At 53.8% G+C, this 14,686-nt stretch carries 15 protein-coding genes; 2 read left to right on the top strand and 13 right to left on the bottom strand.

The features are described from left to right. Positions 1 to 51: 51 nt before the first annotated feature. Positions 52 to 1,716 carry a hypothetical protein gene (locus A8710_RS09250; RefSeq protein ID WP_068859926.1) on the bottom strand — a complete coding sequence of 555 codons (1,665 nt, stop codon included), beginning with the start codon at positions 1,714 to 1,716 and terminating at the stop codon, positions 52 to 54. 131 nt (positions 1,717 to 1,847) lie between these two features. Then, a complete protein-coding gene (locus tag A8710_RS09255) occupies positions 1,848 to 2,366 on the bottom strand; it encodes a YqiA/YcfP family alpha/beta fold hydrolase (RefSeq protein ID WP_068859928.1) in 519 nt (172 codons plus the stop codon). 88 nt (positions 2,367 to 2,454) lie between these two features. Here A8710_RS09255 and A8710_RS09260 point away from each other — a divergent pair, with 88 nt between their 5' ends. Next, positions 2,455 to 2,682, top strand: a complete 228-nt coding sequence (locus A8710_RS09260) for a hypothetical protein (RefSeq protein WP_068859930.1) — start codon at positions 2,455 to 2,457, stop codon at positions 2,680 to 2,682. Between the two features lie 213 nt (positions 2,683 to 2,895). On the opposite strand, the gene A8710_RS09265 is transcribed toward A8710_RS09260, so the two are convergent. The 10 genes from A8710_RS09265 to A8710_RS09305 all read right to left on the bottom strand — a co-directional run bounded on the left by A8710_RS09265 (position 2,896) and on the right by A8710_RS09305 (position 13,420). Further along, entirely contained in the window at positions 2,896 to 3,837 is a 942-nt protein-coding gene (locus A8710_RS09265) for a nucleotidyl transferase AbiEii/AbiGii toxin family protein (protein WP_198341646.1), read from the bottom strand. After that, positions 3,824 to 4,423 (bottom strand): hypothetical protein, encoded by a 600-nt coding sequence (locus tag A8710_RS09270; protein WP_068859933.1) that lies wholly within the window; start codon positions 4,421 to 4,423, stop codon positions 3,824 to 3,826. The genes A8710_RS09265 and A8710_RS09270 overlap by 14 nt, the downstream gene beginning before the upstream one ends. Before the next feature lie 225 nt (positions 4,424 to 4,648). Continuing rightward, the gene (locus A8710_RS12115; RefSeq protein ID WP_082968770.1) at positions 4,649 to 4,759 is read right to left on the bottom strand and encodes a JAB domain-containing protein; all 111 of its coding nucleotides are present in this window, start codon (positions 4,757 to 4,759) and stop codon (positions 4,649 to 4,651) included. Next, positions 4,756 to 4,890 (bottom strand): hypothetical protein, encoded by a 135-nt coding sequence (locus A8710_RS12490; RefSeq protein ID WP_264753530.1) that lies wholly within the window; start codon positions 4,888 to 4,890, stop codon positions 4,756 to 4,758. Before A8710_RS12490 ends, A8710_RS12115 begins: the two co-directional genes overlap by 4 nt. A gap of 112 nt (positions 4,891 to 5,002) precedes the next feature. Beyond that, positions 5,003 to 6,010, bottom strand: a complete 1,008-nt coding sequence (locus tag A8710_RS09275; protein WP_068859934.1) for a ketopantoate reductase family protein — start codon at positions 6,008 to 6,010, stop codon at positions 5,003 to 5,005. A 281-nt stretch (positions 6,011 to 6,291) separates the two neighbouring features. Next, positions 6,292 to 7,251, bottom strand: coding sequence for a ThuA domain-containing protein (locus A8710_RS09285; protein ID WP_082968771.1), 960 nt, complete (start codon positions 7,249 to 7,251; stop codon positions 6,292 to 6,294). Further along, on the bottom strand, positions 7,251 to 8,957 hold the full coding sequence (locus A8710_RS09290) for a GMC family oxidoreductase (RefSeq protein ID WP_068859940.1): 1,707 nt from the start codon (positions 8,955 to 8,957) through the stop codon (positions 7,251 to 7,253). Before A8710_RS09290 ends, A8710_RS09285 begins: the two co-directional genes overlap by 1 nt. Continuing rightward, on the bottom strand, positions 8,950 to 9,999 hold the full coding sequence (locus A8710_RS09295; protein ID WP_094078685.1) for a gluconate 2-dehydrogenase subunit 3 family protein: 1,050 nt from the start codon (positions 9,997 to 9,999) through the stop codon (positions 8,950 to 8,952). The genes A8710_RS09290 and A8710_RS09295 overlap by 8 nt, the downstream gene beginning before the upstream one ends. Before the next feature lie 39 nt (positions 10,000 to 10,038). After that, the gene (locus A8710_RS09300) at positions 10,039 to 10,422 is read right to left on the bottom strand and encodes a hypothetical protein (RefSeq protein WP_068859944.1); all 384 of its coding nucleotides are present in this window, start codon (positions 10,420 to 10,422) and stop codon (positions 10,039 to 10,041) included. A gap of 34 nt (positions 10,423 to 10,456) precedes the next feature. Continuing rightward, positions 10,457 to 13,420: a parallel beta-helix domain-containing protein gene (locus A8710_RS09305; protein WP_068859946.1), complete on the bottom strand. Its 2,964-nt coding sequence runs from the start codon at positions 13,418 to 13,420 to the stop codon at positions 10,457 to 10,459. 134 nt (positions 13,421 to 13,554) lie between these two features. Here A8710_RS09305 and A8710_RS09310 point away from each other — a divergent pair, with 134 nt between their 5' ends. Then, the gene (locus tag A8710_RS09310) at positions 13,555 to 14,493 is read left to right on the top strand and encodes a LysR family transcriptional regulator (RefSeq protein ID WP_068859950.1); all 939 of its coding nucleotides are present in this window, start codon (positions 13,555 to 13,557) and stop codon (positions 14,491 to 14,493) included. Here A8710_RS09310 and A8710_RS12495 read toward each other — a convergent pair. Next, positions 14,483 to 14,605: a hypothetical protein gene (locus tag A8710_RS12495; RefSeq protein ID WP_264753531.1), complete on the bottom strand. Its 123-nt coding sequence runs from the start codon at positions 14,603 to 14,605 to the stop codon at positions 14,483 to 14,485. The two genes, A8710_RS09310 and A8710_RS12495, sit on opposite strands and share 11 nt — an antisense overlap. Positions 14,606 to 14,686: the final 81 nt, after the last annotated feature.

Raw genomic sequence — 14,686 nt, forward strand, 5'->3', positions numbered from 1 at the left:
CACAACACGACAGCCCTGAATGCCTATACAACTCGCTAATTTTTGTAACGCTCAACGGGCTGGAATTTCACTGCCAGACCATAACATTAAGCGCTCGCCCGCCTTGAGAACCTCAAGTTGTGTGACCTGACGACTCCCTACATCCACATAATAGGGGCCCTGATTGAGTGCCGGCATGTCGGACACCACCGCTGAATACAGGGGTAGAGTCGTTGGCTGCTGGTCACTGCTCACCGTTAAGGCCAGGTCTGATATTTGCAACGTGCTGGGTGCAAAGGCCACCGGACGAACTCTCCACACCCCATTCAGCTGACTAATCTTCAACCATCGCTCGCTCGCATCTGTCATGCGTGCCGCGGTTTCATTGCTCGCGCTGCGATAACCCATGGCGGCCAAATAGCCTCTGTCGGAGGTCCACTCTTTGCCACAGTAGGACATTAAATCGGCAAATTGAGGCTGGTTATTACCGTCCAAACGCGTGCTTGAAAAGTAAGTATCTCTAGCCTCATCCCATCCAGCACCACCATTCAGGCGGCCATCGCTATATAGCCTAGGGTCAACACCGCCCGCTCCCCCGCAAGCTGCATGATCTAAATTGAGCAGATGACCATACTCATGCGCCAAGGTGAGTGCGCGATAGTTCACCCAGTGACGACTGGCATACGGGCTGGTAATCGTATTGTCGTCTGTGTTTAAAACCTGCTGCGTGAGCATGGTTATGCCGCCGACATAAGCGAGCCCAACCACTTGGCCCGACCCGGAGCTTGGCCTGAACGAGATGGTGTCCGGGAAAAAGGCAATGCACTTTGGCGCCGTTCGGGCTGAGCGCTGGCTGCCGTTGAGTTGTGCACAATAGTCGTCTACCTCATCCAACACGGCGGTCATCACACTAAGTGAGGCCACACCCGAGGAAAGTAAATTATTGACGGTAATGCTTAGGATAGATAACGGCGCGGTGGTCGTGACATTGGCCGCGCTGATGGGATGCATTCGAGTCAGCACTTGACCAATATTGGCACCACTTACCGAGGCTGTGGTGCCGAGAATACGCAAGGGGATCAAGCGCACAGTTTCAGTTTGGGCTGCCGCTACCGCAGGTAAAAAATACCGATACGTCGCGTCCGCTTCGCTAGCCGACCGGCCGCCCGCTTCATCAAACACCACCGATACGCCCATGCCAGGCTTAATTTTGTTGGCAGGAATTGTGGCGACAAACGCATTACTCAACGAGTCTAAGGAGACCGACGTGGGTACATTATTGGGGCCAGCCAGCGGATAGCTCGTGCAACTGCTTGTGCTTGGGTCATAGACCCTCAACTCTTTAATTGCAGGTGCACTTCTCACACTATTGGCCAGAAGATCCACCCGCACTTTCACGGTTTTCCCCCCCGCTAAGCGGGTATCACTTTGGCTAGGGTCTAACGCTACCGTTTGCAGCCAGCGCACCTGCTCAATTCGCAAGCCGTCATTGCGCGGCGAGGCAATCGACTGCGTAAAGGGGCAGTTGGTATTCACCGTGCGCGCCGTTCCATTCGAATTCATCGTCATGGACACCGGAACAGATCCCGAACCTGAGCTTGGTGTTGAAGGAGAGCCTGTACTGCCATCGGCACTAGAGCCACCTCCGCCACCGCCACCGCCACCGCCACCGCCACAGGCCATCAGTACACACGCCAAAGTCAAATAACCAAAACCGTGCTGTTTTTTTAGGCGCATGCTTGCAAATCCTCTCTGGGGCTCCTTTAGCTATCGACCGCTGGGAAGACCAATTGAGCAGGGTTTTGCAGCAAGTTGTTACGCGTTTGTTCTGAGAGTTAGATGCCGTGTAAGCCCGTGTCTGGCCCGTGTCAGTTCAGCACTTTCTGACGCAGCCAATCCGCGAGAAACGATGAAATTAACTCGATACTTTTGTGCAGCGGATGATCATCCTCCGTGACCAATAGCGGGCATTGCCAGGCCTCCGCAGCTCGTAACGAATGAGCTAAGGGCACCACCTCATCATGACGGCCATGGACAATCCGTACCGCGTGACCACGCAATCGCTGCGCGGGTCTTGTCAGGGGATATCCCGGCAAATCAAAGGCCGGGCACAGCAAAAAAACCCCTTCAATACGCAGGCTTGACGGCGCCAGCTCGACAGCTCGGGCAGCAACAAAGCCCCCCAAGCTGGACCCCACCAACCGGATCGTTTCTCCGGCAGGCAGCAGATTCAGTAAGTATTGAGTACGTTGCTCCGGATCGGGCATTCCCCGAAAATCAGGCGCTAACGTACTCCAGCCCAGCGCTTCAGCTACGCGCCGCAGAGCCTGAATTTTCAAGCCATCCGGCCCACTCTCTAAACCGTGCAGAAAAACAACTATCGACATTTGTTACACCTAGTACACAGACCCAAGACGAGATGGTGACAGATCATACCGTCATTGGTTACCTGTCTAATGAAGGGGCAAGCAGAGTATGCAAACAGGAATTCGAGAGCGCTGGCTACTGCTCTGCATTACGCTCTTGGGCAGCGGCATCATTATTGGCAGTGAAGTAAATCGCCTGCCCCCTGAGCCTCAACTGAGTCTGAGTGAGTACTCTGACAGAGCCAATACCATTCCAGATGAGCCAATGGCACTAAAACCGCCGCATGATGCCAGCCAAGTAATCGCTAAAGTCACCCCGGTTTTGGAAACGCTGTAACTCAGCCGTGCTGGCTGGGCAGCTTAATATACTGGCCACAAAAAAGCCGTTTTCTCAGCCCAACTAGGCCAGGAAAACGGCTTTTTTATTTGGGCAATTTAGCGGTGATAAAAGGACTCACTAGCCATTTAAAATCAATAGCTTGAACACATTTATTGCAAATATACCAACAAAAGTTCTTACATCAAGAACTGAGAAATTTTCTGCATTTCCTCAGAGTCTCTGGATGTTCGCCTGTATTCGGCCAATCACCTCGTCGAACAGCGGCTGCCCCTGATAGTAAAGCGCGGCACTTTGCTCATACGCCTGCCGGAAGCGATCTCGCTCCACCGGATCAGCCAGAAGGAACGCCGAATTGTTCGCAATGACCAGCTCATCGCCCTGGCGAAACCGCTGCGCCTTGCGGTCCTCATAGGTGGGCGTACCAATAAATGCCTGAACCTCATCAAGCGCTAATAGGCAGTACAGATCGTAGTAATGGCGCATGAAATTCTTCGGCAGCACCGTGCTGCCCAACTGCATACGGTACTTCGTGGATACCGTCTGCAACTTCTCCACGAATGTGTGCGTGGGTGCGTAGCAAGGAACATCCTGTGCACGATTATCGGTGATGGCCACTCCTGCCCTCGTTGCTGCCTCCCAAGCCCAGGACGATATCGTCATTGGCTGGTTGGGCGTCGTGTCATCAAAGCCGAGCTCGAGCAGAATGCCATCTTTCACACCACCCAAGCTGCCAGCACGGGCCTGATAGATCAGTCGGATGCCCGCGCTGCGCAGCTGTGGCAGATCATCAAATCCGGTATCGCGGATCGCTTGCTCAATACCGGGAATTTGAATGCTTGTGGCGGTCTCTTCGTAAAACGCCCGACGACTCTCCACATGAGCCAGCTTGCTGTGGTTGCGCCCATACTTCACATCTTGGACCGGCTGCGGCTCGATCCGGAGATCAATATCTTCCGAGAAGCGATGTATGACTCCATAGCCTTTCGACAGCGATGTACCGCCTTTCAACTCGAATCGAAAGCCCTGCTGCTGCAAGCCCCAGAGGCAATGCATGATCCAGTAGTCCTTTTCGACCAGAACCGGATCAAGTCCGCGCTCCGCAGCGACCAAGCTGAGCAAGCCTTCAAAGTCGGGATGATCATGCAGCAGCACGGCATGCTCCTTCGAGTCGCTTGCGTGTCGCCAGATTGCCATAGGCACGCAGCGCCTGACTCAAACCATCGCTATTCAGCTGCTTCGCCTTGCTTTCCGCACGTGCCCAGACAGCCGATACATCCTCGGCCAGCTCATCCACATTGTTGAGCAGATCCACAAACAAGAACTCCGTGGACAACATATGCGGAAACCTCGGCTTCACCCGAAAGTCGAACTCACGATTGCCCAGCCTGAATTGCCCATGCCGCTTTCGGTTGTAGACGACCGTGCGGTTGTAGAGCTGCGTCGTACCCAATCCAACCGTGTTGTAGGCCGAGGGAGAGAACAGCAGGAAGTCATCATCCTGCAAGAAGCCGCGAACCAGCTCGTCATCGTCAGGAGGCAGGTCGCCAAAGACAGACTTGCGGGGTGCGTAATAGAGCCCTTGCGCCAACTTCTTTAAGTCTCCCGCTTGCACCAATGCCTGCAGATGCCGATCTACCGCGTTCGACACTGCTGTCAGGTCGGCGCGACGATAGACACGACCCGGCTCCAAAGTTCTTCGTACCTGCTCCAACGCACTGCAGTGAGCTTGATTGGCCATGACGCATGATTTCTCATTGAGGTTTCATGCACTCAGAATAACAGGTTGAACAATGCGCGACCACCACGACAGCAACATCTGGTAATCCCCTCAAAAAACCATTTGCTTTAACTGATCTAGTTTTTCTATCTAATCCCAAATTTCTTAGGAACTCCGAACGAGAAATGTGACGCCGTTTTAAGTCAATTAAAACTAGCTCCTCTGGACTGGTAATCCCCCTTGGGCTCAGATGAGCCCTTCTTCCGCAAAAGACACTGTCTGCCGCCCACCGACCACGATGTGGTCGAACACCCCAACTTCCAGCAGCGCCAGCGCGCCCTTCAGGCGCTTCGTCATATGACGATCCACTGCATATTGATGTCGTTGACCTGACGCGCAGCTTCTAGGATTACCACGGATGGTGCCGGTACGTAGTCACCGTTTGCGTCACGAACGAGGAGTGTGTTTTCAGCCATGAGATTGAACATGGTCTTTCTCCGACCTGCAGGCGGATTGATCGAGAACGGCGTGCTACGGTACATGGAACAGCAAGGCCGCCCCACAACACGGCGCTGTTGCGCAAATACCTCTCAGAAGCAACTACCCCTTTTCCAAACGACTCAGGACACTCGCATCGTGTATGGCGTGCCAATCCGCTTGAACTGGCACCAATTGACCGCGCAGCACCTCAAGAGCCGGCGTAGGCACGCCGTAGTACTTCCCAAGACGAATATAAGAATCTAGCATCAGGAGAGTTTGCTTTCTGACCTTGCTGAAGTGGTAACGCAACTGACTTTCCAGATCGAACGGCAGTAGCTGCCTGATCAAGGGTAAAAGTAGCTTCCAGACCAGTGGCCTCAGCAGAGGCTTGAGCAGACGGACATCAGCGCCAGCATGCTTTTCAGCCACTGCCAGCGCTTCGCGGGAAGCATCCAGGCCCACACCAAAAACTGAGCTGGCCGTAAAGCCGCTCAAGCGCCACGCGTTGAGCTCCAAAGCCGCAATCAGCGGCTGCATCATGGCTGGGGCACCCGCAGCCGCTTTATCAAAATCAGGCACCACTTTCGCAGTCATTCCGCCCGCCTTGAGCGCAGCAACCACAATACCTACACGCTGCGCCTCGCCACCGAACAGGCCTGGTGCCAACGGCGGCAGGTAATAGGCCATGCCCTCAGGACCGGTGCAGCCAGGCAATGGCGAATAATAGCTGATAAAGGTAATCAGTCCCTGCACAACCTGCTCAGCCGGCACATGTGCTCGCACATAGTCGATATCCTCGATATCCGGCTGCAAGCAGATCACCGTGGCCCCACCCACGGATGCAAGAATACGGGTCGCCAGCTCTCCGCGCATGGCATCCGAAGGCAGTGCCAGCCAGACTTGATCCCAGCGCTGAGCGGCGACTGCTGCAGGCTCAGTGAGCAGATTAAAGCCGCGAAAATCCTGCAACTGGGTGCGCCAGCGGCCAAGGCGATACAGCGTAGTGCCGCTGCTCAACGCCTCAGCGTATTGGGCCTTCACAAAGAAACTCACCTCATGGCCACCCTGCGCCAGATACCATGCATAAACCTGCCCGACCGCGCCCGCGCCAACCACCAGAATTTTCATACTTCATGCCCTTTCATATTATTGAGCCGCACGACTATCCGAGCGGACGCACCGAAATACCTAGCAGGTCAGTGACCTTGCCATCTAATGTGCTTGTAGTATCGGGAAGGGGTCGCAGCACCCAAACAGGCCATTGCGCAACAGCGGTGCCCAAAACTCAACAGAAAGCACGCTGTCACTAACAATAAAAGCCCAGTTATTCTTGTTTACATACATAGCAACCGTCCCCAAGAGCTTTTTCATGGCTTTATTATTCTTTGCAATCGCAGTGAGCGTGAACATCAATAATCAAGCACACTGGTTGCACTAAATGATGGCCCTTCGTTTGGCTCAGCTAATGGGCCTATCTCTCGCGGCCTGCAATCCGCTCTTATACGCCGTGTTGCAGTCAAGATGCCGCCCAGCAAATGCTGACGAAAGGCAGGGTCGCTATATAAGGCTTCATCATGTCCTAAAGCGGTATACCAAGAGCGGCCGCCGAAATTATCATGGCACCAACTCATCGGGTGATCATTCATGACGCCTGTTCGGCCGCCTGGAAAATACGGCCCCGGAGGGATATTTGTCGTATTAGGATCGGGGTTATATGTACTTTCGTCGATGCTAAGCAGAACTCGAACCTTGCCGCGTGGGTTTGTCAAGAATGAGTAAAATTCGTCCGTTACACGCCAGCGCGCAGGCAGATGCACGGTGGCAGGGTGCTCTGCCGCTTCGCGAATGAACTCTGCTTCCTGAATGCCAAAAGTTTGCCCCTCATTATTCAACCCAGGAGGCCAGACGGGATGACTCGCGAAATATGCACCAACCAGCTCGCCATAATAAGGCCAGTCATGCTCCGTATCAGATGCCGAGTGAACACCCACATAGCCTCCACCCTTAGAGATATAGCCTTCGAAGGCTTTTTGCTGCTCCTCATTCAGAACATCTCCCGTCGTACTTAGCCAGAGTACGGCCGCATACTTGGCGAGATTGACCGATGTGAAGGCTGTAGGGTCCTCCGTATGATCTACCGTAAAGCCATTTTCAGCTCCCAGTTGCTGTACCGTTTGTACGCCAGTTTCGATGGAGACATGCCGGAAGTCGGTTGTACGAGAGAACACCAGAATACTGAACGAGCCCGCCCTCGCTGATGTTGCTTCCTTTTCATGGCTGCTACCGCAGCCAACAAGGCCGACGGCCATGGGCAGAAAAAGCAGACACAAGACAATGCCTTTGCGGACTTCTAGCATCTTGGATTTCATTAGGTTAGCCCCTGAGCAATTGCACGAGCAATACGCAGAGAGTTGGCGAAAATTGTCAGTGTGGGGTTGAAGCCAGGAAAAGTCGGAAACAGAGAGGCATCGATAACATGCACATTATCGACATCATGCAATCGCCCCCAGCGATCACACACACTCGTTTCAGGGTTATCACCAAAGCGTGCCGTGCCAGCATGGTGAAAGCCTTTATAGGCATCGTCGGAAAGCAAGGGAGCAGGTATCACCGCAGCGCCGGTCGCCCCCGGTGTGGCCTGCAACATAGCCAAGAGTTTTGGAGAGAGATATGCAGCGGCAGCTTTTTCATGCGCATGCGGAGACCATGTCACCCGAGGAACGGGTACGCCGCGCCAATCCCGAATATTGGGGTCCAAGTCAACCCGATTAGCCGCCTGTGCAAGGTCTTCTCCGACAAACTGTATGCCTGCAAGCGTTCTACGCGTGATAGAAACTTGCATCGCTCTTTTGTGCGCTTCGCCAGGTGGAATCCCGAGGCCTGCATAAAAATAGGCCTCTTCCATCAGCGTCATTGATCCCCCTACCTGAATCAACCCTCCCTTGATGTACGGCACACCCAAAGCAGTTACTTCCGGACCTGTGAAGGGCCCCACGAGGTCGTCGATCTCTACGGGCGAACTTTGCATCCGAGAAGACTGCGGATCTCGCACCATCTGAGCACCGCCAATAATAAAGGTATGGAACATCATGTTCCGCCCCACCTGATCTGATCGGTTTCCGAGCCCTGTGGGATGGGCCGAGTTCGCGGACAACAACAATAAGCGCGCCGTCTGAATAGGGCTGGCCGCCAGCAGAATTTTGTCTGCCGTAATACGGCGCTCGATCCCATCACGATCAAAGTAATGCACATCTGTTGCACGCCGGCCATCAGCGGTAGTAGCGATTCGGGAGACCAAAGCCCGTTCAATCACCTTGACTCGCCCAGTAAGCACCGCTGGATTCAGATACGAAACCATGGCATCGCCACGGGCATTGATCGGGCAGCCGAAGGATGAGCACAAACCACACGAGTTACAGGCAGGTCGCCCGTCAAATGCAATGGAATTGACCGCAGACGGATAGGGATATGGGCTCCAGCCCACATTTAAAGCACCTTGAGCCAACAAGCGCGCCGAAAAGGCCGTTGGATTTGGCGGCATCACGAACTGCCCACTACGAGGTGCTTGTGCCAAGGTTTTTGCGGGCATCTTGGTAACATCGCCCTGTACCCCAACCGTACGCTCTACTTCATCGTAAAACGGGGCAAGATCGTCATAGCTTATGGGCCAGTCTGCGACTTGTGCACCATCAACCGGACCGAGGTCAGAAAGCTGCGTGAAGTTATGCTTCCAGAAGCGCGGGAACTTCGCGTTGTAGTGCAAGGATGTGCCGCCAACAGCTGCGCCTAGAGAGACATGTACGCCTTGAGTTGTACGCGCCATGCCTGACTCAGCCTGGCTCTGCGTGCGTCCGGTAATCGGCTCAAGTTGCGGCAGGGGAAACCCAAAGGTACGCACAACTTTGATTTCATCGCTGGAATACAGCGTCTGCAAGTCACGGCTTTCGACTTCCCCAAAGCCAGGGCGCAAGTTGCGGCCGCGCTCCAGAACCGTGACGGACCATCCTTGCCGTGCCAACTCATGTGCAGCAATGCTGCCGGCAGCACCAGAACCAATAATGATTGCCTCAGGCATTTTTATTCTCCCAACGAAGGATTGCGCTGCTGTTCAAATAAGGCTCCAGACTTGCCCGCAGACGCGCAAGTGACCCTTGTGCATCGCCGATCATCCCTGCAGCGCCTTCAGCAGACATCAGCAGTAAAGGCAGAGGCAACGCTGAAAAGTCAATTGGCAAGCTTTTAGGGACGGCTGTGGCCACTGCCTGTTGTTTCTTGGAATTGCGGCCATAAGACGGAGGCAGCAATGTATCGATGAGGAGAGGCGTATCACTGTTGACTACTTGAGCATCGGTGTATCCGCGAGGCTGCACATCACCCTCAAAGTCATTCGAGGTCCAGCCGACCAAGTTCTTATTGCCGCCATACTCTGGTGCTCCGTACATCGCATTCAGCGTTGCCGGGAAAGCCACATCCACCAGTGCTTGAACTTCGTTATCAGTCACATCGAACACAATGAGATCGCGCGCGATAGCAGGCAGGTCTGCAAATGTCCCACCGCCAGCAGCTTGCGCACGCATCTCAAGATGCGCCAATCCTTCGCGAAAAATTTGTTGCAAACCTTTGACGGGCCCATTGACTTCGCGCTCTTGGAGCCCTTGCGACCCTTCAATTACGATACGCCAAGCCAACTCCTCATACGCGTCCAGCGGTATGAAGCGTGCAAAACCATTATCCATTGCGCCGCCACGATCTGAAAATGGCGCCCCAGCATAGATTAAAGGCGGGTCCGTCAGAAAAGCGGCCAAAAAAGCATCGATAGCAACATCACACTCCGCATCTACTGCTCCCGGCCTGTCTCCACCAGGGATTAGCCTATCCACAAAGGCGCGTAATGTTTTCCGTTCATCGGCAGTGAGAAAGCGGCCATAGGGCGTTGGAATAGCCGGGCCGAACATGTCTGCAGCTGCCCGTCCTAATTTACGGGAGGCAGGCAAACAGCCAGAAATAGGTAAAAGCCAAGCGCTTATGAGCACAGCACCAGCAACTTTAAGTACCGTACGGCGCGGAACTATAGGGTTAGCGTTGATGCCGCCAAAATCATCGTGATTTGAATTCATTTTTAGAGTCCGCCAGACGGTAGTCGGCAAATGGGTAAGCTATGCCTTCACGCTCGACTTTTTCTGCCGCAACGCCCGTGCCGTCCAGAGCGCACCAGCAGCGTCATAAATAGCAACGCCGATGAAGGCCAAAGGCAAGCTCCCCTGCGCGACCATGATCAGCCAGGCCAGGGTCAAGCCGCTTCTCACCTGTACCGAGAAGCGCGCAAAATCCGGGTCTTCAATGAGCGCGAAGCGGAGGTAGTAGTAGCCAAATGCAGCCGCTAGAACACCAATAACCCGAAGCAGCAACACGGAGCCTTCAGGCAAGCCAAGCAGCTCGGCATGAAGCTGCGGCAATAACAGCATGCCTACACCGCCCACAAGCTCGGCAATACCAAAATAAAAAATCGTGTGTGCAAAGGTACTGTTGAATCTTGGCATGCGCTTTTCTCCAGGCGGCCCAAAGTCGGGCCTGTTAGTGTTTAGTAGCTGACTTTCTGGCGGCGGTCGTTGGCGTTGTCGGCACCGGAACAGCCGACGGCATCGTGCTGCTTGAGGAGCCGCAATGATTAGCAGCAGGGTCCGCGAAGATACCCACGCTGTTATTGACCCACTGAGTCAATAAAGTAACCGCTTCAGGTTGCATGACGGTGCGCCCTGCAGGCGGCATCCGCTTACCGGGCTCACTTGACGCTACACGACCGACCAAGATGGACTTTGCTGCATCACCTGGCTGGATATCGTAAGGGCCTATCTCTGCGGCTTTGCCAGCGGCGATGGGGGGCTTGCAGATGCCATGGCTTGCACCCATGGGCTCCACAAATGAATCCAGTTTCAGGCCAGAGTTCTGAGCATTACCGGCAACATTATGGCAATGCATGCAATTCACCTCCAGAAAGGCACGCGCACGCTTATGGATATCTGCCGGTGAGTTCGGTGTTTCGCCCGTGCTCCCGGGCACATTGAATTTGGGCATTTTCTCCAGCGTGCCAGGGTCGCCCGGCAAATCCAGCAGGCCCTTCATTTGCATATAGGCCAGCTGATTCATGGTGCCGCTAGCATCCGGATAGGCGTAGTTCTTGTTGAGATTTCGCACTTTGGGGCCAATGGGCGGCGCACCTGCCTCTAGGTCATCGCCGTTGTGGCACAGAATGCAGGCACCCGCATTGGGAATTCCGTATTTCTCAACGCTGCCCTGATAGTGCAAGCGCTTGCCCGTGGCATCGACAGCCGCCGGGTCGCTGTCGTCATAGTTGTATGTTGTCTTTCTGGTAGCCCCTTCAATACGCAGGACGGCCTGGCGACTGCCATCTGCCGATTTGACCCACTCGTAAGCCATGCCTACCCAACGAATGTGGCCATTGCTGCCTTGACGCTTGATCAGCAGACGAGTCTCCACAACCTCTTCATTAGCACCGTCTTTGAAGGTGAATGTCTTGGCAAGAACAGTCCCCACCGGGAATTGCAGCGTCGCGGTCAGGCAGTCAAAAATGTTGAGGGTTTCGCACTTCTTGTGATCTTGAAAGATGGCCTTCTGAGGGCGACCGGAGTCATCGGGCGGCAAGAACAGAAAGCGATACTTCGAGGAGTAATCAGAGAAAAGTGCCGTATTCAGATCATAAGGGATACCAAAGCCGCTAGCGTCTTTGCGCGGCTCCGCAGCATCCTTGAACAGGCCGTATTGCTCCAAGCGTGGACAATTGTAGCTTCGCAGGGCCGCGTAATTAATTTGACCCGGCTTGCCTTTTCCGCACACAGCCGCAATGGTTTGATCGGACGGCCGGGGATCATTGCCTGGATTCGGCGTAAATCTGCCAAGCTGTGGCGTGAACTCGGGCAACAGCTTGGCCTCGACCGTGGGGCAATCCATCGGCTTGGTGGTGCTGACGGGCATCAGGTTGTTGGGATCTGTGATATCCGAGCTGGTGAAGTTAAATCTGACGAAGTCGCTAACCAGCAATCCGTTCAGGCCGCTATTAATGAACTTGTTGTTATTTTCAATGCACATGCCGTTTTGCGGCTTTTTCAGCGTACCGTCTGCCTTGAATTTCCAGGTGTTGTATTTGCAGGTAGGAATCGGGTCGAACTGGTAGAAATTGGGGCGCCCACGCTCATCCAGGCGAGGCTCAGGCCGGGTTGTTTCCTTGGGATTTGGCTTATCCAGCGGGATGCCGTCACGATCAACCGGCATGATGTCGCAGGCACCGCTCGAACCGGGTGAATCCACAGCACCATCCCAGAGAATATGCCCTGAGCGGCCCGCATTTTTCAGCTGCACAATGGCCACCAGTAGCGACGCATTTTCGCCCAGACAAGTCACATCCTGACCGAGTGCCGGCAATCCATAAGGGCCACGACAAGTACTGCGTGACAAATCTACCTTCTGAGGGTCGTAGCCATTGTCTGTAAATTTGTTATTGGCGACATGAATGCCTTCGGGGAAGAAATCATAATTTTTGGTGGGCTCATTAGGGTCAAACAAACCGTAATTCATGATCAGCAAGCCAGCGGTCTTGTTGTCTTTGATGTCGTTATCCACAACCTCGACTTGATCAATGGAGTGAACCACCATGCCAAGGCCGCTAGGGGACTGACCTAAAATGCCAAAGCCGAAATTGGGCACATTGTTACTGTAGGCCTTATTGCGATGAACCTTGTTTTTCTCACCAAACTGCGCCCGACCCGGCAGGTCAAAAATGTAAAACCCGGCGGTATTGTCGTGCGCTATGTTGTCGACAAACTCAGCTCGGTAGGTATTTTCAAACTCGAAGCCGGCCACATTGTGAAAGGCTTCATTTCGACGAGCCAGAATGTCGCTCGATTGGCCAATATAAACACCCGCGTCCGATGAGCCGATAGCAACACTATCCTCAATCAGGATGTGGCGACTGAGCACCGGGTAAATGGCATACGCACCATTTTTCTTCCAAACATTCGGGCTATTGATGAAATTAGGCGATACCGGGTCGGCAACACTCCAGCCCACCTTGATCTTGCGCAAGGTCACATGCTTCGAGCGGAAGACGCGCAGGCCATTGCCAGGGGCATCATAGAGCGTGAGATTTTGCACGGTAATGCCGTCAACATTGTTGATGCTGATGCCATCTTGCGCAGGACTGTCTTTGAACGACAGGATGGTTTTATCCAAGCCTGCGCCTTCGATGGTGATGCCGCGATTACCTGTCATGACCAAGCCCGCATCAAACTCGAAGCTGCCCGCACAGAAGCGAATCGTGTCACCTTCGCGAGCCTCGAAAAACGCAATAAGTGCCTCTTTTTGTGCACTCTCGCCAGGGCAAATGGTGAAGATTTTGGCTGCCCCTTCCTCAGAAGAGAGGTCAGCAGCATCATTCTTGTGGGAAGACTTCGAGCAACCGGCTAACGCACAGGCTAGTGTCAGGGCCAGGCCAACATTCAGCCAGAATCGTGATGTATTCATATGCGAGTCTCAAATACCGTTGTGTCGAGCCTTGTTAGCCCGCTAGGAGGCTTTACTAGGCATTTACAGTGCATAGCTTTTAGTGATAAATCTAATTGATGTTTTTTATCAATAAACATTGATGGCATGAATGCATGAGCCAGCCGACATCCATAGACTTGAATTTGTTCCGTGTCTTTGAGGTCATTTACAGAACAGGTGGTTTGACGACGGCAGCGACGGAGCTGCACATCACGCAGCCTGCTGTCAGCAACGCGCTATCGCGACTGCGGGAAAACTTTGACGACCCCCTGTTTGTGCGGCAAGGCCGCCGAGTCGTCCCTACGCCCCTGGCACATCAGCTGGCTCAGGAAATCTCTGGTGCGGTTCAAGTACTCCATGACAGCGTGCTGAAAGGTCAGGACTTTGATCCCAAAACATCGACCCGCCGTTTCTTGATTGGTATGCGTGATCCCTTCGAGATTGCATTGATGCCGACCTTGATGGCCGAAATTCAGCGGCAGGCCCCGCTCCTAAAAGTGCACAGCAACTACTTTGTCCGTGATCAGATGTCTCGCTTGCTTAGTGCTGGCGATCTTTCTTTGGTGATTGATATCTCACTACCGACCGGGAACGATATTCTCAAATGTCCGTTGGTCGAAGATGTATTTTGCGTGGCGATGCGCCAGGGGCATCCGTTGAGCCTGCAGCCACTGACATTAGATCGCTATCTGGCCGCACGGCATATTACGGTCTCTAACAGCTCCTCCGGGCAGTCATTGGAAAAGTTCATCCTCTCCAGCCAAGGCATCAATCGTGTCATCGCGATGCAGACACAGCACTACTTTGCCGCCTGCCAGATCGTGGCGGAGTCTGATTTAATATTGACGCTATCGAAGGCGGTCGGGCACTGGTCGTCCCAATTTTTTCCGTTGACCATTATGGAGTTGCCGCTGAAATTGCCCGCCATCAAGGTGGCAATGTACTGGCATAAAAGTGCCGACTCAGATCCTGGCCATAAATGGCTGAGACTACATGTCGAGCGCTTGTTAAAGGCTCAATTCAAGGCTGCACATGCTGTGGTTATTGAATAGCAGCAGACGGTATGGATGGCGAGTCAGAGCTGAGCAGGAAGCGTTCGGCTAGCACCTGCATGGCTTCGCGCTTCTCCCCGAAGAAATAACTGAGCAGCGCCAGCCAGATCATTTCGCCGGTCAAACCAAACAGACAGAGAGCCTCCTGCCTTGGGTGCAGCAAAGTAGACAGACACCAAAGGAACTGATAAGT

The organism is Perlucidibaca aquatica, assembly GCF_001676655.1.
GTDB classification, from domain to species: Bacteria; Pseudomonadota; Gammaproteobacteria; order Pseudomonadales; family Moraxellaceae; genus Perlucidibaca; species Perlucidibaca aquatica.